General features: G+C 32.4%; 18 protein-coding genes, 1 tRNA gene and 1 pseudogene. 15 read left to right on the top strand and 5 right to left on the bottom strand.

Features of this window, described 5'->3' with window-relative positions:
* Nucleotides 1-129: 129 nt before the first annotated feature.
* The 4 genes from ACIQ06_RS09790 to ACIQ06_RS09775 all read left to right on the top strand — a co-directional run bounded on the left by ACIQ06_RS09790 (nt 130) and on the right by ACIQ06_RS09775 (nt 3590).
* Nucleotides 130-834 (top strand): suppressor of fused domain protein, encoded by a 705-nt coding sequence (locus tag ACIQ06_RS09790; protein ID WP_396145869.1) that lies wholly within the window; start codon nt 130-132, stop codon nt 832-834.
* Nucleotides 835-996: 162 nt separating this feature from the next.
* Nucleotides 997-2136 carry a pyridoxal phosphate-dependent aminotransferase gene (locus ACIQ06_RS09785; RefSeq protein WP_396145867.1) on the top strand — a complete coding sequence of 380 codons (1140 nt, stop codon included), beginning with the start codon at nt 997-999 and terminating at the stop codon, nt 2134-2136.
* A 183-nt stretch (nt 2137-2319) separates the two neighbouring features.
* Complete coding sequence (locus tag ACIQ06_RS09780) at nt 2320-2760, top strand: hypothetical protein (protein ID WP_396145865.1); 441 nt, start codon at nt 2320-2322, stop codon at nt 2758-2760.
* A gap of 221 nt (nt 2761-2981) precedes the next feature.
* Nucleotides 2982-3590, top strand: coding sequence for a hypothetical protein (locus tag ACIQ06_RS09775; protein WP_396145863.1), 609 nt, complete (start codon nt 2982-2984; stop codon nt 3588-3590).
* 200 nt (nt 3591-3790) lie between these two features.
* On the opposite strand, the gene arsB is transcribed toward ACIQ06_RS09775, so the two are convergent.
* The 4 genes from arsB to ACIQ06_RS09755 form a co-directional block, all read right to left on the bottom strand.
* Nucleotides 3791-4831 (bottom strand): ACR3 family arsenite efflux transporter, encoded by a 1041-nt coding sequence (gene arsB / locus ACIQ06_RS09770; protein WP_396145861.1) that lies wholly within the window; start codon nt 4829-4831, stop codon nt 3791-3793.
* Between the two features lie 4 nt (nt 4832-4835).
* Complete coding sequence (locus ACIQ06_RS09765) at nt 4836-5447, bottom strand: low molecular weight phosphatase family protein (RefSeq protein WP_396145859.1); 612 nt, start codon at nt 5445-5447, stop codon at nt 4836-4838.
* 82 nt (nt 5448-5529) lie between these two features.
* Nucleotides 5530-6006 (bottom strand): DUF6428 family protein, encoded by a 477-nt coding sequence (locus tag ACIQ06_RS09760; RefSeq protein ID WP_396145857.1) that lies wholly within the window; start codon nt 6004-6006, stop codon nt 5530-5532.
* Between the two features lie 44 nt (nt 6007-6050).
* A complete protein-coding gene (locus ACIQ06_RS09755; RefSeq protein WP_396145855.1) occupies nt 6051-6374 on the bottom strand; it encodes an ArsR/SmtB family transcription factor in 324 nt (107 codons plus the stop codon).
* A 141-nt stretch (nt 6375-6515) separates the two neighbouring features.
* Here ACIQ06_RS09755 and tpx point away from each other — a divergent pair, with 141 nt between their 5' ends.
* The 7 genes and pseudogenes from tpx (at nt 6516) to ACIQ06_RS09720 (ending at nt 13981) form a co-directional block, all read left to right on the top strand.
* A complete protein-coding gene (tpx, locus tag ACIQ06_RS09750; RefSeq protein WP_396145853.1) occupies nt 6516-7013 on the top strand; it encodes a thiol peroxidase in 498 nt (165 codons plus the stop codon).
* Between the two features lies 1 nt (nt 7014).
* Nucleotides 7015-7386: a diacylglycerol kinase gene (locus tag ACIQ06_RS09745; RefSeq protein ID WP_396145851.1), complete on the top strand. Its 372-nt coding sequence runs from the start codon at nt 7015-7017 to the stop codon at nt 7384-7386.
* 49 nt (nt 7387-7435) lie between these two features.
* Complete coding sequence (locus ACIQ06_RS09740; RefSeq protein WP_396145849.1) at nt 7436-9943, top strand: DNA translocase FtsK; 2508 nt, start codon at nt 7436-7438, stop codon at nt 9941-9943.
* 1 nt (nt 9944) lies between these two features.
* Complete coding sequence (locus tag ACIQ06_RS09735) at nt 9945-10586, top strand: outer membrane lipoprotein carrier protein LolA (RefSeq protein WP_396145847.1); 642 nt, start codon at nt 9945-9947, stop codon at nt 10584-10586.
* Nucleotides 10587-10591: 5 nt separating this feature from the next.
* Nucleotides 10592-12031: pseudogene (locus ACIQ06_RS09730) on the top strand (LptF/LptG family permease); the annotation flags it as partial.
* A gap of 576 nt (nt 12032-12607) precedes the next feature.
* Nucleotides 12608-13738 (top strand): 3,4-dihydroxy-2-butanone-4-phosphate synthase, encoded by a 1131-nt coding sequence (gene ribB, locus ACIQ06_RS09725; protein WP_396145845.1) that lies wholly within the window; start codon nt 12608-12610, stop codon nt 13736-13738.
* 158 nt (nt 13739-13896) lie between these two features.
* Nucleotides 13897-13981, top strand: a tRNA-Ser gene (locus ACIQ06_RS09720).
* 259 nt (nt 13982-14240) lie between these two features.
* Here the strand turns inward: ACIQ06_RS09720 and ACIQ06_RS09715 are convergent.
* On the bottom strand, nt 14241-15083 hold the full coding sequence (locus ACIQ06_RS09715; protein ID WP_396145843.1) for an AraC family transcriptional regulator: 843 nt from the start codon (nt 15081-15083) through the stop codon (nt 14241-14243).
* A 255-nt stretch (nt 15084-15338) separates the two neighbouring features.
* Between ACIQ06_RS09715 and ACIQ06_RS09710 the strand changes: the two genes are divergently transcribed.
* The 4 genes from ACIQ06_RS09710 to ACIQ06_RS09695 are packed head-to-tail and all read left to right on the top strand — an operon-like array spanning nt 15339 to nt 20510.
* On the top strand, nt 15339-16166 hold the full coding sequence (locus tag ACIQ06_RS09710) for a phytanoyl-CoA dioxygenase family protein (RefSeq protein ID WP_396145841.1): 828 nt from the start codon (nt 15339-15341) through the stop codon (nt 16164-16166).
* Nucleotides 16117-16998, top strand: a complete 882-nt coding sequence (locus ACIQ06_RS09705) for a sugar phosphate isomerase/epimerase family protein (protein ID WP_396145839.1) — start codon at nt 16117-16119, stop codon at nt 16996-16998. Before ACIQ06_RS09710 ends, ACIQ06_RS09705 begins: the two co-directional genes overlap by 50 nt.
* A gap of 3 nt (nt 16999-17001) precedes the next feature.
* Nucleotides 17002-18366, top strand: coding sequence for a sugar porter family MFS transporter (locus ACIQ06_RS09700; protein WP_396145837.1), 1365 nt, complete (start codon nt 17002-17004; stop codon nt 18364-18366).
* Nucleotides 18357-20510, top strand: a complete 2154-nt coding sequence (locus ACIQ06_RS09695) for a GH92 family glycosyl hydrolase (protein WP_396145835.1) — start codon at nt 18357-18359, stop codon at nt 20508-20510. Before ACIQ06_RS09700 ends, ACIQ06_RS09695 begins: the two co-directional genes overlap by 10 nt.
* Nucleotides 20511-20517 lie beyond the last annotated feature (7 nt).

The following is a 20517-nucleotide window of genomic DNA, read 5'->3' as shown; positions in this document are numbered from 1 at the left end:
ATGTTGGTAACTTTTTTAAAACCCGAAGGGAATTTTTTAAAAAAAGTTATCAATCTTCCAATTACAAATCCGTATTTTTGATTCAATTAATAACCTAAAAATGGTCAACGTATTTTAGGACATGACAATATGGATATAGAAGAAACATTACAGTATTTTCAAGACAAAGAATATTTTGATGAACATTCAGAATGGATAGCCGAACATGTGGAAAAACATTTTCCTAACGAAGAGGTAAAAGTATTTCATGAAATTATGTCACTGGATTTTAGATTACATGTCTATTTAATAAAACCTAAAAGCTTAAACTATAATATTCTATTGACAAGTGGAATGAGCACTTTAGAAATGAATTTGCCAGAAATTGTTGAAGAAAAGGATAATTATAAGTTTGCAGAGTTAATGATGTTAATTCCAAAAGATGTAGAATTTAATGAAGTTTATACTGGTGAAAACAAAAATGATTTTATAATTAAAATGCTAAAGGTAACTGGGAAATTCCCACATCATTACGACACCTGGCTAGGAATTGGACATACTATCAGATATACAGAAGATTTAGATACATATGGTGACGACACAAAATTCATAGGTGGCGTTATATTACCATCTGCAACTTTTGAAGAAGATTTTACAGAAATTAATAGAAATGGCAGGAAAATTAATATTTACAGCTTTTTCCCTCTTTATGAAAACGAAATTAACTACAAAATTGAAAATGGTTATAATGCGCTTTTAGATTTAATAATAAAAAACAATTGTAAAGAAATATTAGATAATAACAGAAAAGATTTGACTATTAAAAAATCATTTTGGAACAAATTAAAAAAATAATCTAGTGACTATAACTCTACTTTTCAAAGAAAATTTGTAGTTTTATTATGGTCGATGTTCGCAGTAGCAACAGACGCAAAGCGATATAACGTTGGTGGCAATTTAAACAAACAGCAATTGTAACAAACTATTTTTTTTAAGACCAATTAAGAAAAAGAAAATATGGAACCAAACAGAAGACTTTGGCTGAAAAAAATTGGAATTGGAGTAGCTGGTATTGGACTTTCAAACTTCAATACATTTGCTTCTCCTCTTGTATCAGAAAATTTAATTAATAGTTTTGAGGATGATAGCAAATTAATTTTTTTACGCTCAAACGAAAATCCTTATGGTCCATCTCCATTAGCAAGGAAAGCATTTGCTGATAATGTGAATATTAGTAACCGCTATAATTGGGATGTTGCGACTCGACTGATTGCTGACCTTGCAAAAAAAAATAGTGTTAATGACGAAAACATATTGTTGGGAGCTGGTTCAACTGAAATATTAGACTTGGTTGCAAAATTGGTATCACAAGACAAAGAACACGAACCGAAGGTGACTGGCAACGCAAATTATGTAATTGCAGACCCTAGCTATGATTATTGGACAGTTACATTAGATTATTTAGGTTTAACGAAAATTAAAGTACCACTTACAACCGACAAGAAAATTAATTTGCAAGCTATGTTGGAAGCTGTAAACCAAGACACAAAATTGGTTTATATCTGTAATCCAAATAACCCAACAGGAACAATTTGTGAAAGAGAAGCATTGGTAGAATGTATAACCAAGATTTCACAAAATACAATTGTGTTAATTGATGAAGCCTATTTGGAATTTACTAAACAGCAATCCCTTAGCAATATCGTAAATGACCATAAAAATATTATTATCGTCAAAACATTTTCCAAAATCTATGGTTTGGCTGGAGCACGAATTGGGTATGCAATTGCAAACAAAACAATAATTGATAATTTGGCAAATTCGCAATCCAATACAAATAATAACGTTAGTGTAGTATCAAAACTTGCAGCTATAGCCTCGTTGAAAGATGATAAATTTGTTTCAAATTGCTACTTGTTAAATGAAAATGCAAGACAATATACCATCAACGAACTCCAAAAATTAAATTGTGAGTGCATTTCTTCTAATACAAATTTTATCTATTTTTCACTTGCAAAATACAACAAGGACTATTTTAAGCAATTAGAAAACAATAATATTGAAGGAGGAAGAATATATGAAGAGCAAGGTAAATGGACAAGAATTACAGTGGGTAAAATGGACGAAATGAAAAAATTTATTAAAGCTTTGGAATAAATAAAAAAGAACAGAGCGAACGTTTTCTGCTATTACTTCGCTTGTACTTCCTATTTTTATCTTCAAGGAAAAATAATCTAGTGTCTACAACTCTATCTCTCTAAGAAAAGTCGTAGTTTTGTTTTGGTTCATACGTGAAGTTAAGAAACGTTGGTCGCAACTTAAAAACATCCCATAAAAAAAATGACAAACCTTTTTAGAAAAATTGCTCTAATCCTACTTGTATTTATAAGTAGTCTAAGTTATGCTCAAAATAAGGAAGTAGATTCCTTGATTCAGAAACTTGACAACAAAGATGCTTATATTGTTTTGACGAAAACAACTTCGCCGAGGCTAAAAGGAAATACAGCAAACAGAATTATTGAAATAGGAAAAATGGCTTCACCAGAATTAATTAAAATTCTTGACAGTCAAAGCCAAGGAGTTGCTGCTCATTTCATACTTTCTAAAATTTGGCAAGAAGTATGGGAGGAAGAAGTTTGCTGTAATATTAGAAGTGTTGGAGAAATTGAGATTTTGACAATTAATGGGCTTGAAATTAGAGTTGAAAATAATGTTTTGTACTCCACACAAGAGAGTCTAAAAAGAAAAAAGGAAATTTGGAAGAAGTTATGTCAAGTATAAAAAACTGCTCGTAAGAACGGTTTTTTACTATTAAAACGATTAGAACTTATTTGAACTCTTAGTCTTTTATCTTTTTGCCTTTTCATCACATTCTGTTTTCAAAAGTTTTCGATATATTTGTTTTGGTCAGTGATAAAAAGTGCAACAGATTGAAAGCCACGAATCGTTGTCAATAATATTAAAATTGGAATTTTAAGAAATTACATTATAACTAAAAGAAAATGAGAATCACCTTATCTAAAATTTTAATAGTCTTTGTGTTTATCAGTATTATTTCTTGCAACAAAAAAGAAGAAAACAATTCTGCACAAAATAAAGAAGTACCAAAAGCTCTAAAAGAAGATAATACAAGTTTAACTCACTATAGTAAACGAAAAGGTGATTTAATAAATCAACTTTATTTTGATTTGGTAGAGAAATCGCCAGAATTACAAAATCTTGAGGAGCAAATTGAAAACTTTAATCCTAATGAAACTATTAATGAATTTAATAACTTTAACATGAAATCTAAAGATTATTATTCATCATCTGAGTTTTTGACGAACAGAATTAATGATAGTGTTTTAAGGAATCGAATTGTTGCATTACTGAAAAAAAGTAATAATCAATATTCATTAAAAGAAAAAGAATACGATAAAGTTATTTCAAAAGTAGTTGATAAAAAGAAGTCCATTGAAGATTATCATAATGTTCTCAAAATAGTATTGACTTTACCAATTATAGAAAAATACCAAAATGAAAATGCGCCAAGTAAACAAAATTTTGAAAAAATTATAAAGAAAGAAGATTCAATTATTGAAGCAACAAAAAAATTGACACCTAAATATTAAGTAAAATTGCCAAAACTGGTTTAAAACTATTCCAGGAAATGCAATTGCTATTTTCATCTTCGTAGAAAATAATCAGGTGACTACAATTCTATCTCTATAAGAAAAGTCGTAGTTTTGTTTTGGTCATTGTTTGCAGCAGCAACTGGTGCAAGCTTTATACGTTAAAAAGCTGTTTATGACTGATCGCCATTTTTAAGCATCTAACCCAAATTACCAAAATACTTCTTTCTCAACCAAAAAGCCACATTCACTAAGATAATCAATGCCGGAACTTCAACTAAAGGTCCAATAACGCCAGCAAATGCCTGTCCGCTATTGATTCCGAAAACTCCTATGGAAACGGCAATCGCTAACTCAAAATTATTTCCTGATGCCGTGAATGATAACGCAACAGCATCACGATAATTGGCACCAATTTTCTTGGAAACAAAAAACATCAAGAAAAACATAATGGCAAAGAAAATCACTAGTGGAATGGCAATTCTAAAAACATCCATTGGTAAATCCACAATCATTTCGCCTTTCAAACTGAACATTACAACAATCGTAAAAAGAAGCGCTATCAAAGTAATAGGCGAAACAAACGGAATAAATTTTTGATTGAACCATTTTTCGCCAACATATTTTTTAATCAAAAATCGGCTAATCACTGCTAATGCAAACGGAATTCCGAGATAAATCCCAACGGTTTTGGCGATTTCTGAAATAGTAATATCGAGTTCCAAACCTTTAATTCCGAATAAAGGCAACATCACTGCCAAATAAAAATAGGCATACAAACTGAAGAAAAACACCTGTAGCAAACTATTAATTCCGATTAATCCTGCTGTTAGTTCTCTGTTACCTTCGGCTAGTTCGTTCCAAACGATTACCATTGCAATGCAAGGCGCAATTCCGATAATGATTAAACCGGTCATGTATTCTGGATAGTCTTTTAGGAAAAAAGTTGCCAATAAAAACATCAAAAAAGGTCCAACAATCCAAGTTATGAAAAACGAAGCTGTGAGTAATTTTGGATTTTCAAACATTTTGGGAACTTTAGAGAAATCGATTTTGGTCAATGGTGGATACATCATCAAAATCAATCCAATTGCCAAAGGAATATTTGTAGTTCCAGATGAAAACGAGTTAATAAATTCGGCTGAACTTGGAATAAAATAACCAATTGAAACGCCAATTAGCATAGCTAGAAATATCCAAAGTGTTAGAAATCGGTCGAGGAAATTTAGTCGTTTTTTCATGTCCTTAATTCTTTATTTGAGAAAAAACATAATACATTTCAGAAGCTATTTGCAAACTGCGTTTAGTGTATTTTTCGTTCATTAAATCCGTTCCATCAAAAGCTTTTGGATCTTCATATTTTATTGGAAATCTAGCTTCTGCTCCAAAAACCATTGGACAACCTTCATCGGCATTATTACAAGTCATTATGGCTCCAAAATTATTTTTCGGATTAAAATCATCAAAATATGGTTTAGAAAAACAAATAATGGGATGCTGATTTTCATCAAACTTAACCGCATAAACTGGATTTTGTGCTTCGCTTAATTTCTGAATTTCAAAACCTTGATTAGTCAATGTTTCAGCTACTTTTGGAAACATAGCTGTAGCTTCCGTTCCACCAGAATAGCAAAACACATTTTGAATTCCATAATGAAAAGCCATAGTTTGTGACCAAATTTGCGACAAATGACTTCTTCGTGAATTGTGTGTGCAAATGAAGTTTAGACGAATTTCTTCGTTGGAATTTACTTTGTTTTGAATGTAATCAATCAATGGTTTCAAAACTTCTTTTCGCTCGTTTGAAAAAGAAATTTTTGAAATTGTTTCAATGGTATTGGATAGAATTTCTAACATAAATACTTTTTTTAACACAAAGACACTAAGAAGGCACGAAGCTCACAAAGTCTTTATTATTTATATCTTTTGATTAAAATTTTTAACAACAACCAGAATCTGGAGTACAACAAGAAGTTTCTTTTGGTTTCCACTCTCCTATTTTTACTTTCAATTTTTCTGGCGGAATTCCGCAATTGTCTTTTGCCAAACAATCGGTTAGCTTTGATTTTAATTGGAAATTAGTTCCGTCAAAATCTAAACCGAATTTTCCGATAGTTTCTTTCATTTGGTATTCCACTTCGATTTCTAAATCTGGAATTTGCAATTTAGCTTCCGATAATTCAATGATGTTAACCAATTTTTCTGGATGCAATCTGTGATCATAATCGTTGGCTTCCCAAAGTTGGAAATTCACTACTTCTTCTGTTCGAACTACTCCACCACAATCTATGAAATGTTTAGTGATTTTCCCAACTTCAGTAACGTGAAAATGACTTGGAACCAATTCGCCGTTTGGTAATTGGAAAGCAATCTGAGTCAGGCTTTTTAATTGATTTTTTATTTCTGATAGTTTCATTTTTTTGATATTAGATATTAGAATTTAGATATTAGATATACCGATTAACAACATTTATTCTTTAGTTTATGTCGAATCGTTCCAAAATGATTTTCTATTTTATCTATCGTATCCGGATTGATGCAATAGCAAATGGCTGTGCCTTCTATAGTTCCTTTTATGATATTGGCGTTTTTTAATTCCTTTAAATGTTGCGAAATTGTAGGTTGTGCCAATGGTAATTCGTTTACAATATCACCACAAATACATGAATCTACCGACAATAAATAATCGACAATAGCAATTCTTGCTGGATGTGAAAGTGCTTTAAATAGCGTTGCCATTTCGTTGTGCTCTTCTGAAAATGATTCTGATTTAGATGCTCCCATTTTTATAAATAATTATTATATTGCAATATTACGATAAAACAATTATATAAAGCAAATTATTATGTTAAATTTATACTACAAATCAAACTTCTCAATTCCGAAATAATTTCATACTTTTGAAGTCTTAAAAAAATAGTAACTATGGCAGCAATAACATTAGGCGGAAACCCAATAAACACAAATGGTTCTTTACCGCAAGTAGGTTCAAAAGCAACCGATTTTCAATTAGTAAAAAGCGATTTATCTGTAGCTACTTTAGCTGATTATGCAGGAAGCAAATTGGTTTTAAACATTTTTCCAAGCATCGATACTGGAACTTGTGCTACTTCGGTTAGAACATTTAACGCAAAAGCTAGCGCATTAGAAAACACAAAAGTGTTATGTATTTCTAGAGATTTACCTTTTGCTCAAAAACGTTTTTGTGGTGCTGAAGGATTAGAAAATGTTGAAAATTTATCAGATTTCAAAGAAGGAAGTTTCGGAAAAAATTATGGTTTAGAAATTGTTGATGGTCCTTTAGCAGGATTACATTCAAGAGTGGTAATTGTTTTAGACGAAAACGGAATTGTAAAACACGCTGAACAAGTTGGTGAAATTGCTGACGAACCAAATTACGAAGTAGCTTTAGCCGCTCTATAAAATGGAATTTGAAAGAGATAAAACGTTCTTAACTGGACGATTTAAAAGCATGGGATTTGCCTTTAGAGGTGCCATCAAATTAATTACAACCGAACACAGCGTCATGGTACAAAGTTGTTTGGCTGTTGTAATGATTATTGCTGGTTTTTACTTTGAAATTTCTCATGAAGAATGGCTTATTCAAACCCTTGCCATTGGTTTAGTCCTTGGAATTGAAGGCCTAAACACAGCTGTAGAAAAAGTGGCTGATTTTATTCATCCTGAATATCACCAACGTATTGGTTTTATCAAAGACATTGCAGCTGGAGCCGTATTTTTTGCAGCCATTACAGCCATTGCCATTGGATGCATTATTTATATTCCAAAATTTTAATTGATTACAACATAAAATTTCTATTTTTATACCAACTATTTAATTTCGAATGGCAAAACAAGTAAAAAAAGAAAATACAAAATCAGACGAACTAGGAGAAAAACTTCCTTGGAAAATGAAAAGACAATACAAAGTAGTTTTTGGTTGTCTTTTGGTGCTTTTATCCATAGGACTTTTGGTGGCTTTCATTTCGTTTTTCATGCATGGTCAAGAAGATCAAAGTGTCGTTACTGCATTGTCTGACCGAAACAAACCTGCAGAAAATTGGTTAGGAAAAGTAGGCGCATTTCTATCGGACTTCTTTATTTATAAAGGATTTGGTGCTGCTTCGTTTCTTTTTGTAAAATTATTTTTCATTACTGGTGCTTTCATGGTTTTAGATTTACCATTAAAGAAATTAAAATCAACTTGGTTTTGGGATTTATTTGCCATAATCATTTTATCCATACTTTTCGGATTCTTTGCCAATTCCATTCCAGAACTTGGCGGAACAATTGGTTTTGAAATGAATCAATTCTTTCAAGATTACATTGGTAAAATTGGAACTTTCTTAGTCTTACTTTTTGGATTAGTAATTTATTTGTTGTTCAAAATCAAAATCTCTCCTGATAGCATTAAAATGTTTTTTGAGAAAAAGCAAAAAGAATTCAAGGAAGATATTGATGCTATGAAATCCAAACCTTCTGAAGATGCAAGTGGAGCTTACAACCTTGAAGAATATGCAGTTGAAGAATCAAAAGATGATTTAGACGAAGCTTTTGAAGAACCTTATATCAAACCAGTAACATCTCAGTTTGAAATCAATAAAGAAACCTTGAAACCAACAATTTCAAGTTATTCAGAAATTGAATTGGAACCTACTTTAAAAAGCGAACCAAAACCAACACCTTCACTTTCATTAGAAGTTGAGCAACCCATAACTCCAAAAGTAGAACCTACTAAAGAGATTATAAAAACAAACGACGAAGCATTTGTAATAGAAAAGTCGCAAGACGAAGATACAGTGGAAGAAAATTTGGCTGCAAAATTAGTAGCCGATTTTGGTTTATTTGACCCTAAATTAGAGTTGTCCAATTATAAATTCCCAACAATTGATTTACTGAAAGAATACTCAAGCGTTGGAATTACCATCAATCAAGAAGAACTTGAGGACAATAAAAATAATATTGTGGAAACATTGCGTAACTACAAAATCGATATTGCCCAAATCAAAGCAACCGTTGGTCCATCGGTTACTTTGTACGAAATTGTTCCAGAAGCCGGAATTCGTATTTCTAAAATTAAAAGTTTGGAAGACGATATTGCGCTTTCACTTTCAGCATTAGGTATTCGTATCATCGCTCCTATTCCCGGAAAAGGAACAATTGGTATTGAGGTTCCGAACAAGAATCCTACTATGGTTCCGATGAAAACGGTTATTGCATCTGCAAAGTTTCAAGAAGCAGAAATGGAATTACCAATTGCTTTAGGAAAAACTATTTCTAACGAAACTTTTGTATTTGACTTAGCCAAAATGCCTCACCTTTTAATGGCTGGAGCAACCGGACAAGGAAAATCGGTTGGTTTGAATGCGGTTTTAACTTCGTTATTATACAAAAAACATCCTGCAGAAGTGAAGTTTGTTTTGGTCGATCCAAAGAAAGTGGAGCTAACGCTTTTCAACAAAATTGAGAGACATTATTTAGCAAAATTACCAGATTCTGAAGATGCCATCATCACCGATAATAGTAAAGTAATCAATACCTTGAATTCGCTTTGTATCGAAATGGACAACCGTTATTCTTTATTGAAAGATGCGATGGTTAGAAACATTAAAGAATACAATGAAAAATTCAAACAGCGTAAATTAAATCCAGAACATGGACACCAATTTTTACCTTATATAGTATTGGTGGTTGATGAGTTTGCCGATTTAATTATGACCGCCGGAAAAGAAGTGGAAACACCAATTGCTCGTTTGGCTCAATTAGCTCGTGCTATCGGAATTCACTTAATCATTGCCACACAAAGACCTTCGGTTAATGTAATTACGGGTATGATTAAAGCCAACTTCCCTGCAAGAATTGCGTTTAGAGTTACCTCAAAAATTGACTCAAGAACGATTTTAGATTCAGGTGGTGCAGACCAATTGATTGGACGTGGAGATTTATTGTTTTCTAATGGAAATGATTTAGTTCGTGTACAATGTGCTTTTGTAGACACACCTGAAGTTGAGAAAATTGTAGATTATATTGGTTCTCAAAAAGCGTATGCAAGTGCTTTCATGCTTCCAGAATATGTTGGTGAAGAAAGTAGCATGAAATTAGATATCGATATTTCTGAAAGAGACTCTATGTTTAGGGAAGCTGCAGAAATAATTGTAACTGCTCAACAAGGTTCGGCATCATTATTGCAAAGAAAATTGAAACTAGGTTACAATCGTGCCGGAAGACTAATAGATCAACTAGAAGCAGCCGGAATTGTTGGACCTTTTGAAGGTAGCAAAGCTAGAAGTGTAAACATTCCAGACTTGGTAGCTTTAGATCAATTTTTAAACAATGAACAAAACAATAATTAAAATGAATAAATTTCTGTCAATTGCGTTACTACTTTTTGTTAGTCTAACCGCTAATGCACAAGATAAAAAAGCTAAAGAACTTTTAGACGATGTAACTGAAAAAATCAAAAGTTACAAGAACATCGTTATTGATTTTAAATACACTTTGAATAACGCCAAAGAAAACATCAACCAAGAAAGCAAAGGAAATGTTACTTTAGAAGGAAATAAGTATGTCCTTAATTTTATGGGCGTAACTAAAATTTACGACGGTAAGAAATCATATACTATCAATCCTGAAGATGAAGAAGTTACTATTTCAAGTGTAAATGACAAAGATGATAAAGCTATTACGCCTGCCAAAATGCTAACTTTTTTTAATAGTGGTTATAAATATTCTATGGATATTTCACAAAACATTAAAGGACGTAAAATTCAATATATCAAACTAATTCCTAATAACGCTAAAGACCAACGTAAAGAAGTTTTATTGGGAATTGATATTCAAACTAAAACCATTTACAACCTTATAGAAGTAGGTAAAAATGGAACAAAAACTACATTGACTGTTAATTCTTTCAAAACCAATCAGCCATTGTCAAAAAATCAATTTACATTTGTAGCGAGTAAATATCCTAACTACTACATCAATAAATTAGATTAGCTTTTGTGAAAATATTAGACAAGTATTTATTAAAATCATTCCTGATTACATTTACTACGGTATTTGTAATCTTGTTTTTTATATTCATACTTCAAACTGTTTGGCTTTTCATTTCTGAGTTGGCAGGTAAAGATTTAGACTTCCTTTTGGTCGTAAAATTTTTACTGTTCTCTATGCCAAGAATTGTTCCATTAGTATTACCATTATCTGTATTATTGGCTTCTATTATGACTTTTGGAAGCTTGGCAGAAAACTACGAATTTGCCGCAATGAAATCTTCTGGAATTTCTTTTCAGAGAACCATGAGAAGCATCACAGTATTTATTATTTTACTAAGCATTTTATCCTTTTTCTTTGCCAACAATGTAATTCCTTACGCAGAATACAAGTTCATCAACTTTAGACGAAATATCGCTCAAGTTAAGCCAGCAATGGCAATTGCAGAAGGTCAATTTAGTGAAGTTGGAAATTATACCATCAAAGTAGATAAAAAATCAGGTGAGAAAGGAAACTTTCTTACTGGAGTAACCATTCACAGGAAACTTCCTAATGGTGAAGGAAATACAACCGTAATTAAAGCTAAAAAAGGTGAACTAATAAGTAGTGAATCTTCAAATACTCTAAAATTAGTTTTAACAGATGGAAATTACTACGAAGACATTATTCCTAAGAAATATGAAGAACGTCCTAGAATTCCATTTGCTAAAGGAACCTTCAAACGTGATGTAATAAATATTGATTTATCAAAATTGAATCAATCGAGTATGGATGAAGTGGATATTTCTAACACTAATACCATGCTTAATATAAGTGAGTTACGATTTACCATTGATTCACTTAATACTAATTACAAAAAAGACCTTCGCTCCTACACCGAAAATATTTATTTGCGAACTGGGATAAACAACACTTACTATCAACCCGATAGCACACAAGTAAGAACTAAAGTTTCATCCAATAATTTATTGGCTAATCTTACTGATAGTCAGAAAAGTGAGGTGGTAAAAATTGCTTTTAGTAATATAGAAAATACTGTTTTTTCTATTGACAGTTCCATTTTTGAAATGCAAGCTAAACAGAAAAGTATCAACAAACACTGGATTGCATTACATGACAAATACATGATTGCCTTTTCATGTTTATTGATGTTTTTTATTGGAGCACCACTAGGTTCTATCATCCGAAAAGGTGGATTGGGATTACCAATTGTATTTGCAGTAGCGATTTTTATTGTATTCCATTTTATCAATACTTTTGGAAAAAGAGTAGCTCAAGAAGACGGAATGACTCCTTTCATGGGCGTTTGGATGTCGTCAATTATATTAACGCCTTTGGCTATTTTCTTAACTTACAGAGCCACAACCGATATTGGTGCGGCAATCAATTTTGATGGCATACTTGTTCCGTTTCAAAAACTTTTTGCCAAATTTGAATCTAAAAAAGAAATCAAACAACCAAAAGCCATTGTTGATATTGAAAATTATAAAATCATCGAAGACGAAGAATTTGAAACACTGAAAGGATATTCTGATGATGTATTGGTTAGAATTGTTAAAAATTCTAAGCAATTTAATTATTCTTATGATTATCGCATAAAAGCCATTAAAATCCTTGATGGGCGAGGTATTACCCAAGAACAACTCAAAGCAGAGAATAACTTAGAAAACATAGATTACAACACATTTTATGAAAATGTAACTGCCTATTATTCTTCAGTGAAGTTAACTTTAGTTTTTTATGTAATCTCTTTAATTACTTCTTTGGTAATGAACAACAATAGGTCGATTTGGTTCTTTCTATTATTCGGAATTAGTGCTTTATTATTTTACATTTCCATGTATTTATCTCAGAAAAAAATTGATGAAATAGGCGATGCAATTGGACGAAAAATTGAACCAGGTCTTGCGATGGCATTTATCATTGGTTTTCCTTTTTTTATATTCGTTTACTTATACAACAATAAAGTTTTGAAAGAAGCTATTGCTGAATTTCGATCTTAACCAGATTTTAAAAATTTAAACATGTCAAATAACATACAACTCAACACTATAGAAGAAGCTATCGAAGACATCCGTCAAGGTAAAGTTATCATTGTTGTTGATGATGAAGACAGAGAAAATGAAGGCGATTTCTTGGCTGCTGCCGAAAAAGTAACTCCCGAGATGATTAATTTTATGGCGACACATGGTCGTGGATTAATTTGTGCACCATTAACTGAAAGTCGTTGTAAAGAATTGGATTTACACCCGATGGTTAGAAACAATACAGACCACATGGAAACTGCTTTTACGGTTTCTGTAGATTTAAAAGGAAATGGTGTTACTACAGGAATTTCTGCTTCCGATAGAGCAAAAACTATTCTTTCCTTAGTTGATGCCGATACAAAACCCTATGATTTAGCGCGTCCTGGTCATATTTTTCCGTTGGTTGCTAAGCAAGGTGGCGTTTTGAGAAGAACTGGTCATACAGAAGCTGCAATTGATTTTGCACGTTTAGCTGGATTCAAATCGGCAGGTGTTATTGTTGAAATCATGAATGAAGATGGAACAATGGCTCGTTTACCACAATTGGTTGAAGTGGCAAAGAAGTTTGATTTAAAATTAGTTTCTATTGAAGCTTTGGTGGCTTACAGAATGCAACACGATAGCTTAATTGTAAAGAAAGAAGATTTTGAGATAGAAACTCGTTTCGGACAATTTCGTTTGCGAGCTTATCTACAAACCACAAATAAACAAGTTCACGTTGCATTAACTAAAGGAAGTTGGAGTAAAGGCGATTCTATCCTGACGCGTATCAATTCAACGCAAATCAACAACGATATTTTAGGAACCTTGACCAACAATGCCGACAAGAAACTGGATGATATGTTCCGATTGATTAACGAAGAAGGCAAAGGAGCCGTTATTTTTATTAATCAAGAAGTACAATCTTTAGATTTATTGAATCGTTTAAAAGAACTTAAAGTATTGCAAGAACAAGGAATTATTAATGCACCACAAATTAGAATGGATGCGAAAGATTTTGGTATTGGAGCCCAAATATTGCACGACATAGACATTTCTAAAATACGATTAATCACCAATACGCAACACACAAAACGTGTTGGAATGATAGGATATGGATTAGAAATCACGGATTACGTGGGTTATTAATGCAAAAAAAACGCAGAATTTAAGTTTCTAAAGTATAGAAAATGAAACGATTAGTTTTTATAATAAAAATTAATCGTTTTTTTGTTTAAAATCTATTTGGAAAACAAAAAAAGGTTACTATATTTGCATCCGCAATACGGAAGTATGTGCATCTTACTGGAGAAATGGCAGAGCGGTCGAATGCGGCAGTCTTGAAAACTGTTGACTGTAACAGGTCCGGGGGTTCGAATCCCTCTTTCTCCGCAAAAGAAAACCGATTAGCATAGCTAATCGGTTTTTTTATTTCAAAAAAATGGCTCAAAAGCTTTGCTTTTGAAAGTCGTTTTTTTGAAATAAAAAAACTACTGATTATGTAATAATCAGTAAAGTTTTCTTTTGCTCAGGATTCCCTCTCTGGGAAAAACGTAGTTAATCCCCAACATTGGCTTCGAGAGCCTCAGCCAACGTCGAGAGCCTCAGCCAACGTTGAACTTCTAAATAGTTGAAGTTTATTATCCGAATATCAAATTAGATTTTCTTTTTTAAATGTAGAAGGTGTCATTCCTTTTTTATTGAAGAAAACTCTGTTAAAATAACTAAGCGTTTCAAAACCACATTCAAAAGATATTTGACTAATCGTTTTTTCTGATTGGACCAACATGCGGCAAGCTTCGTTTATTCTTAACTCATTTAAATAATCAGAATAGGTTTTTCCTGTGGCTTTTTTGAAAAATTTACAGAAGTTACTTTCGGTCAAATAAATTAAGTCTGCTGCTTGTTTTAGAGAAATTTTATTATAAAAGTTGTTTTGTATAAACGAACAAACTTTATTAATCCGTAGCTCATTTTTTTTAGATACAACATTATGAAAAGCATTTGGTGCAATCAACCTTGCTTGCTTTTTAGAGAGTACGTCCAAAATCGAAATCAACTTTAATACTCTATCCACTCCTTTCGCTTCGGTCAAATCTGTAATTTCTGAAACTAACGCTTCATCAATCTCAAAACTTATTCCTCTATCTGAAGAAACTAACATATTCTTAATCAATACACTTTCATTGAGTTCTAAGAATGGTGATATAAATTCCTTAGAAAACTGAATTACAATTGCATCCGATTTTACGTCATCCTCTAATTTACCAGACCAAGTATGCGGCAAATTGCTTCCCAACAAAACTAAATCACCATTGCTAAAATATTCATAAGAGTTTCCAACAATTCTGTAACCACTGCCCTTAACAATGTAGGTCAATTCAAATTCTGGATGATAATGCCATTTGAATTCGAAAAAGGGAACCTGAAAACGATAAGCATAAAAACTCGAAGTTCCTTTTTCTGATGGGATGTTCTCTAATGTAGCTTTCATATGTAAATATTCATTTTTTTTAAAGGTCATATGTTATCGCTTTATTTTCATTGGTGTTTGCAAGCAAACGAGTTTGTTTATGGCGATTTCATAATATACTATAAACTTTAAAATTTATAATTATTCAAAAATAATTCAATATAGTGTCATAATTAAACAAATTAATGTTAAATCTTACCAAAACGAATGAATAGTTTTGAAATTCCTAAAATAGAATGTTCCATTTTAATTTACTTTAATTTAATAATTTAGAATATGCAAACACTACCAAAATCAATATCAGAATTTCTTGAAACGCCTTATTCGCTTTCGCAAGAACAAATTGATTTCTATCAAAAAAATAGATATATCAAATTGAAGGAAGTTCTAAACCTAGAAACTGTTCTATTCTTTAACGATGCCATTACAAAACAAGTAAACGCAATGAATCAAGAGGAAACAGCGCTTGAGGATAGAACAACGTATGGAAAAGCATTTCTACAATTATTCAATTTATGGTTGGAAAACGATGTTGTAAAAGAATTAATTTTTAGCAAACGAATAGCTAAAATCGCATCCAATTTAATGGAAGTAAACGGAGTTCGTTTATACCATGACCAAGCTTTGTTTAAAGAAGGTGCCGGTGGAATTACTCCTTGGCATGCCGATCAATATTATTGGCCATTAGAGACTGATAAAACGGTTACGGCATGGATGCCTTTACAAGCAACGCCACTAGAAATGGGTCCATTAGAATTTAGTGCTGGAAGTCATACAATTGTTGAAGGACGCGAATTGGAAATTGGAGACGAGAGTGAGGAACTAATTCAAAAAAAATTACGAGTTACTGATTTCAAACATGTTATTGAACCTTTTAATGTTGGTGAGATTAGTTTCCATTCGGGTTGGGTGTTTCATCGTGCTGGTGCTAATGTAACTGACGAAATGCGAAAAGTCATGACCATCATTTATATGGATAAAGACATGATTCTAAAAAATCCTGAAAATAAAAACCAGATACACGATTGGAATACTTGGTGTCCGGGTGCAAAAATTGGAGAAATCATCAACTCTCCTATTAATCCAATTTTATATTCTAACTAATATGGATGTAAAATATACTTGTACCTATTGGGGTTGCGAACATCAATCGGCAAAAGAATTTCTATCCAATGTTGTGAACAATGGTTATGAAGGTGTGGAAATCAATTTTCCTGATGATGCAAATTTTGTGGCGGAATTTCTTGAAGAATTAGTGAATATTAGAAATACTATTAATCCTAATTTTATTTTTATTGCGCAACAAGTGTTATCCAATAAAAACGAAACGGTCGATGAATACATTGAAAGAATTACAAAACGATTGGAATTTTTAATCACTTTAAAACCCAACTACATTAACTCGCATACTGGGAAAGATTTTTACGATTTTAGCGATAATTGCAAAATAATTGAAATCACGGAGCATATTTCAAGAAATTCAGGTGTTCCTATTTGGCATGAAATTCATCGCGGCAGATTTTCATTTCATTTAAAAACACTTTTAAAATATATCGACATCTACCCAAAATTAAAATTGATCGCTGATTTCTCTCATTTTTGCGTGGTTTCAGAAAGTAATTTGGAAGACCAAAAAGAGTTATTATCCAAAATTTATCCCAATATAAAACACATCCATGCTCGTGTTGGCTTTGAGCAAAGTCCGCAAGTGAACCATCCTTTCGCAGCAGAATGGAACACACATTTAGAACGCTATTTAAGTTGGTGGAAAGAAATTATTGAAATTCTAAAGAAAAGAAACTATTCTCAAATAACCATTACACCCGAATTTGGACCATTTCCTTATATGCCTCAAGAACCTTTCACAAAGAAACCGCTTTCGAATCAATGGGAAATCAATCTTGAAATGAAACACTATTTACAACAAAACCTTTAACCAATGGATAAAAACAACAAAAATTATATTCTTTTTATTGCTTTGAGTGCAGCACTTGGCGGCTTATTATTTGGCTATGACACGGCTGTGATTTCTGGAGCCATTGGTAATCTAACCGAATATTTCCATTTGACTCCTGTTGAAACTGGCTGGGCTATTTCAAGTGCATTGGTTGGCTGTTTAATTGGAGCATTTTTCTCTGATTATTTGAGTAACCGATTGGGACGAAGAGCTACAATGCTAATTACAGCTATTCTCTTTATTCTAAATTCTGTTGGAACGGCGCTACCCAATTCATTCACAATGTTTGTGCTATTTCGTATTGTGGGCGGCGTTGGTGTTGGCATAGCTTCTATGGTTGTACCGATGTATATCGCTGAAATTGCTCCTCCAAAAAGACGTGGTGCTTTGGTAGGCAACTATCAATTAGCCATTGTTATCGGTATTGTTGTGGTTTATTTTGTGAATTACTTTATTGCTTTACAAGGTGATGCCCAATGGAATTTGAACATTGGATGGCGTTGGATGTTTGGTTCTGAGATCATTCCTTCTATTCTATTTCTCGTTTTTATATTTCTAATTCCAGAAAGCCCTAGATGGTTATTGCAAAAAGGAAAATCGGAACAAGCTGTTGCTGTATTAGAAAAAATAAACGCACCAGAAGACGTGGCTCAAGTGCAATCTGAAATTCAAAATTCATTGGAACAAGAAGACAAAGGTCAGTGGAACCATCTAGTAAATCCAATATATAAAAAAGCACTGTTTGTTGGAATTGGACTTTCAATTTTACAACAGCTAACCGGTATCAATGCTATATTATATTATGCTCCAGAAATTTTTAAAAGTCTAGGCAGTTCAACCGACGCTTCTTTATTAGAAACCAGTATTTTAGGTGTTGTAAACTTAATTTTTACTTTATTAGCCATTAAATGGGTTGACAAAATGGGAAGAAAACCGTTGCTTTATATTGGCTCTGCTGGAATGACTATTTCGTTGGCAGCAGTAGGTATTTTTATTTACAATGAAGCCGTTGGGAATTATGTACTACCCTTTTTAATACTTTTTATGGCTTCCTTTAGCATTTCTTGGGGACCAATTGTTTGGGTGTTACTATCAGAAATTTTTCCAAATAAGATAAGAAGTTTGGCATTAGCGATTAGTGTTTTTATTCAATGGGTAGCCAATTTTGTGGTAACACAAGTTTTCCCTAGTTTGATTGAAAACCAATGGTTGAAAGATAATTTTAATGGCGCCTTTCCGTTTTATTTGTTTTCTGTAATCTGCTTATTTTCTTTATTCTTCGTTTGGAAAAAAGTACCTGAAACCAAAAATAAAAGTCTAGAACAAATGGATGCCTTATGGAAATAAGAAAAACACTCTTTAGCGGATTATTATTGTTTTGTGTTTGGAATATAAATGCTCAAAACAATGCCAAATTTGTAAACACCTTTATTGGTACGGATGGCACCGGACACACATTTCCAGGACCTTCAATGCCTTTTGGAATGGTACAACCCGGACCTGATAACAATATCGCTGGTTGGAATCATACAAGCGGTTATCAATACAAAGACACTTTGCTTTTGGGATTTTCACAAACGCGTTTCAGCGGAACAGGAATTGGTGAAATGGGTAACATTTTGTTGCTTCCATTCCATGAAAAAAAGTTAAAACTTAAAAATAGTTATCATAAAAATTCTGAAAAAGCTAGTGTTGGCTATTATTCATTAACCAAAAAAGACGACATCAAAGTAGAGCTCACTTGTTCGGAAAGAGTTGCTTTTCATAAATATAAATATCCAAACAAAACCGCAAAATTACTGCTTGATTTCCAACACGGATTTCAATTCCTTAATGATAGTTTGGTTCTAGAAAGTGATATTAAAACAGAAAATGCAACTACTATTTCTGGGTATTGCAAAACCAAAGGTTGGGTAACTAAAAAGTATTTTTTTACAATTCAATTTCAAACGCCATTTGTTGCATCTAAAGAACTTTCGAAAGAGAAAAAGCAAAATGCACCCAAATACATCTTGGATTTTAATTTGCCAAAAAATAAAGTTTTACAAATAAAAATTGCATTATCAACGGTAAGTATTGAAGGAGCTAAACAAAATTTAAAATCAGAAATACCACATTGGAACTTTGAAAAAGTAAAACAAAACGCCGAAAAAGTTTGGAATAATTATTTGAATAGAATTGACATCGAAGCGCCACAAAAACAAAAGGAAATCTTTTATACTTCGTTATATCATTTACTATTGCAACCATCCAATATTGCTGATGTTGATGGCAACTATCGCGGAGCTGATGATAAGATTGCATTAGCGCCAAATAAAGCCTACTACTCTACTCTATCCATTTGGGATATTTACAGAGGTGCGTTTCCATTACTTCAAATTATAGCTCCTGAAAAAATTGATGGAATAGTTAATACAATGCTTTTACATAACAAAGCCGCTGGATTTTTACCCATTTGGACGGCTTGGGGACAAGACAATTATTGTATGATTGGCAATCATGCTATTCCTATGATTTTATCGGCTTATACTAATGGATTTAAAGGTTTTGATAAAGACGAAGCACTCAAAGCTATGATTGAAACTTCAACTAAAAGTCACATTAATTCCGATTGGGAATTGTACAATCAATATGGTTATTATCCTTTTGACAAACTGGATAATGAAGCCGTTTCAAGAACTCTAGAAAGTGGATTTGATGATTATTGTGTTGCAAAAATGGCTGAAAATTTAAACGATAAAATAAATCAATCAGAGTTTCAAAAAAGAGCCAATTACTATAAAAATCTTTTTGATGCTGAAACAAAATTATTTCGAGGTAAAGATTCCAAAGGCAATTGGAGAACTCCATTTGATCCATTAACAGCAACGTCACCTATGAACAATCCTGGCGATTATACTGAAGCCAATGCTTGGCAATATTTTTGGACTCCAGCACAATACGACATCGATGGCATGAAAAATCTATTGGGCGGAAAAAAGGAATTCACAAAAAAACTCAATGATTTCTTTACTATTGAAAGTTTAAATCCAAACAAATTTCTGGGTCAGGAAGCGATGATTGGTCAGTATGCTCATGGTAACGAACCTAGTCATCATATTGTTTACTTGTATGCGTATTCAGAAACACCAAAAATCGGACAAAAATACATCCATAAAATCATTAACGTATTTCACAACAACACGCCTGATGGTATGATTGGCAACGACGATTGCGGACAAATGTCGGCTTGGTATATTTTGTCAACGTTAGGTTTTTATCCTGTAAATCCTGCCAATGGCGAATTTGTTCTTGGTACTCCACAAGTTAAAAAAGCAACTTTGCATTTAAAAAACAATAAAACTTTTACCATTGAAGCAACTAATTTCTCTAACGAGAATATATATCAAGAAAACGCCCAACTGAACAGTACATCACTAACAAAACCATTCATAACCTATTCAGAAATCATGACTGGTGGCACTCTTAATTTTCAAATGACCAATAAATAATTTATTC

Origin of the sequence: Flavobacterium sp. (assembly GCF_044341265.1) — a bacterium.
In the GTDB taxonomy this organism is placed as follows: Bacteria; Bacteroidota; Bacteroidia; order Flavobacteriales; family Flavobacteriaceae; genus Flavobacterium.
This window is presented reverse-complemented; position numbering and strand designations above follow the sequence as displayed.

Coding starts and splice junctions, on each gene's coding strand:
- ACIQ06_RS09700 (WP_396145837.1), top strand. CDS start 17,002: ATGGATAAAAACAACAAAAATTATATTCTTTTTATTGCTTTGAGTGCA.
- ACIQ06_RS09710 (WP_396145841.1), top strand. CDS start 15,339: ATGCAAACACTACCAAAATCAATATCAGAATTTCTTGAAACGCCTTAT.
- tpx (WP_396145853.1), top strand. CDS start 6,516: ATGGCAGCAATAACATTAGGCGGAAACCCAATAAACACAAATGGTTCT.
- ACIQ06_RS09775 (WP_396145863.1), top strand. CDS start 2,982: ATGAGAATCACCTTATCTAAAATTTTAATAGTCTTTGTGTTTATCAGT.
- ACIQ06_RS09780 (WP_396145865.1), top strand. CDS start 2,320: ATGACAAACCTTTTTAGAAAAATTGCTCTAATCCTACTTGTATTTATA.
- arsB (WP_396145861.1), bottom strand. CDS start 4,831: ATGAAAAAACGACTAAATTTCCTCGACCGATTTCTAACACTTTGGATA.
- ACIQ06_RS09790 (WP_396145869.1), top strand. CDS start 130: ATGGATATAGAAGAAACATTACAGTATTTTCAAGACAAAGAATATTTT.
- ACIQ06_RS09735 (WP_396145847.1), top strand. CDS start 9,945: ATGAATAAATTTCTGTCAATTGCGTTACTACTTTTTGTTAGTCTAACC.
- ACIQ06_RS09740 (WP_396145849.1), top strand. CDS start 7,436: ATGGCAAAACAAGTAAAAAAAGAAAATACAAAATCAGACGAACTAGGA.
- ACIQ06_RS09715 (WP_396145843.1), bottom strand. CDS start 15,083: ATGAAAGCTACATTAGAGAACATCCCATCAGAAAAAGGAACTTCGAGT.
- ACIQ06_RS09765 (WP_396145859.1), bottom strand. CDS start 5,447: ATGTTAGAAATTCTATCCAATACCATTGAAACAATTTCAAAAATTTCT.
- ribB (WP_396145845.1), top strand. CDS start 12,608: ATGTCAAATAACATACAACTCAACACTATAGAAGAAGCTATCGAAGAC.
- ACIQ06_RS09755 (WP_396145855.1), bottom strand. CDS start 6,374: ATGGGAGCATCTAAATCAGAATCATTTTCAGAAGAGCACAACGAAATG.
- ACIQ06_RS09745 (WP_396145851.1), top strand. CDS start 7,015: ATGGAATTTGAAAGAGATAAAACGTTCTTAACTGGACGATTTAAAAGC.
- ACIQ06_RS09785 (WP_396145867.1), top strand. CDS start 997: ATGGAACCAAACAGAAGACTTTGGCTGAAAAAAATTGGAATTGGAGTA.
- ACIQ06_RS09760 (WP_396145857.1), bottom strand. CDS start 6,006: ATGAAACTATCAGAAATAAAAAATCAATTAAAAAGCCTGACTCAGATT.
- ACIQ06_RS09695 (WP_396145835.1), top strand. CDS start 18,357: ATGGAAATAAGAAAAACACTCTTTAGCGGATTATTATTGTTTTGTGTT.